We start from the raw sequence: 329 nt of genomic DNA, 5'->3' as shown, positions 1-329 counted from the left end.
GTGAGCCTTTTAGGGCTTCAGTAGCAGAACCTTTAACGATAGGAGTGTCATCGCCTGGGAAGTCATAGTCGTTCAATAATTCACGAACTTCCATTTCTACTAGTTCTAACAATTCTTCGTCATCAACCATGTCACATTTGTTCATGAATACGATGATGTACGGTACGCCAACCTGACGTGAAAGCAAGATGTGCTCACGAGTCTGTGGCATAGGGCCGTCAGTTGCAGATACGACTAGGATTGCGCCGTCCATCTGGGCCGCACCAGTGATCATGTTTTTAACATAATCGGCGTGACCTGGGCAATCTACGTGTGCGTAGTGACGGCTG

Annotated in this window: 1 protein-coding gene; it reads right to left on the bottom strand. The window is 47.7% G+C overall.

The annotated features are described in order from the left end of the window. The coding region (locus CXF60_RS00635; protein WP_228706992.1) for a GTP-binding protein at positions 1 to 329 on the bottom strand (329 nt) is incomplete at both ends.

This window comes from Psychrobacter sp. 4Bb (assembly GCF_002836735.1).
Classification (GTDB): Bacteria; Pseudomonadota; Gammaproteobacteria; order Pseudomonadales; family Moraxellaceae; genus Psychrobacter.
This window is presented reverse-complemented; position numbering and strand designations above follow the sequence as displayed.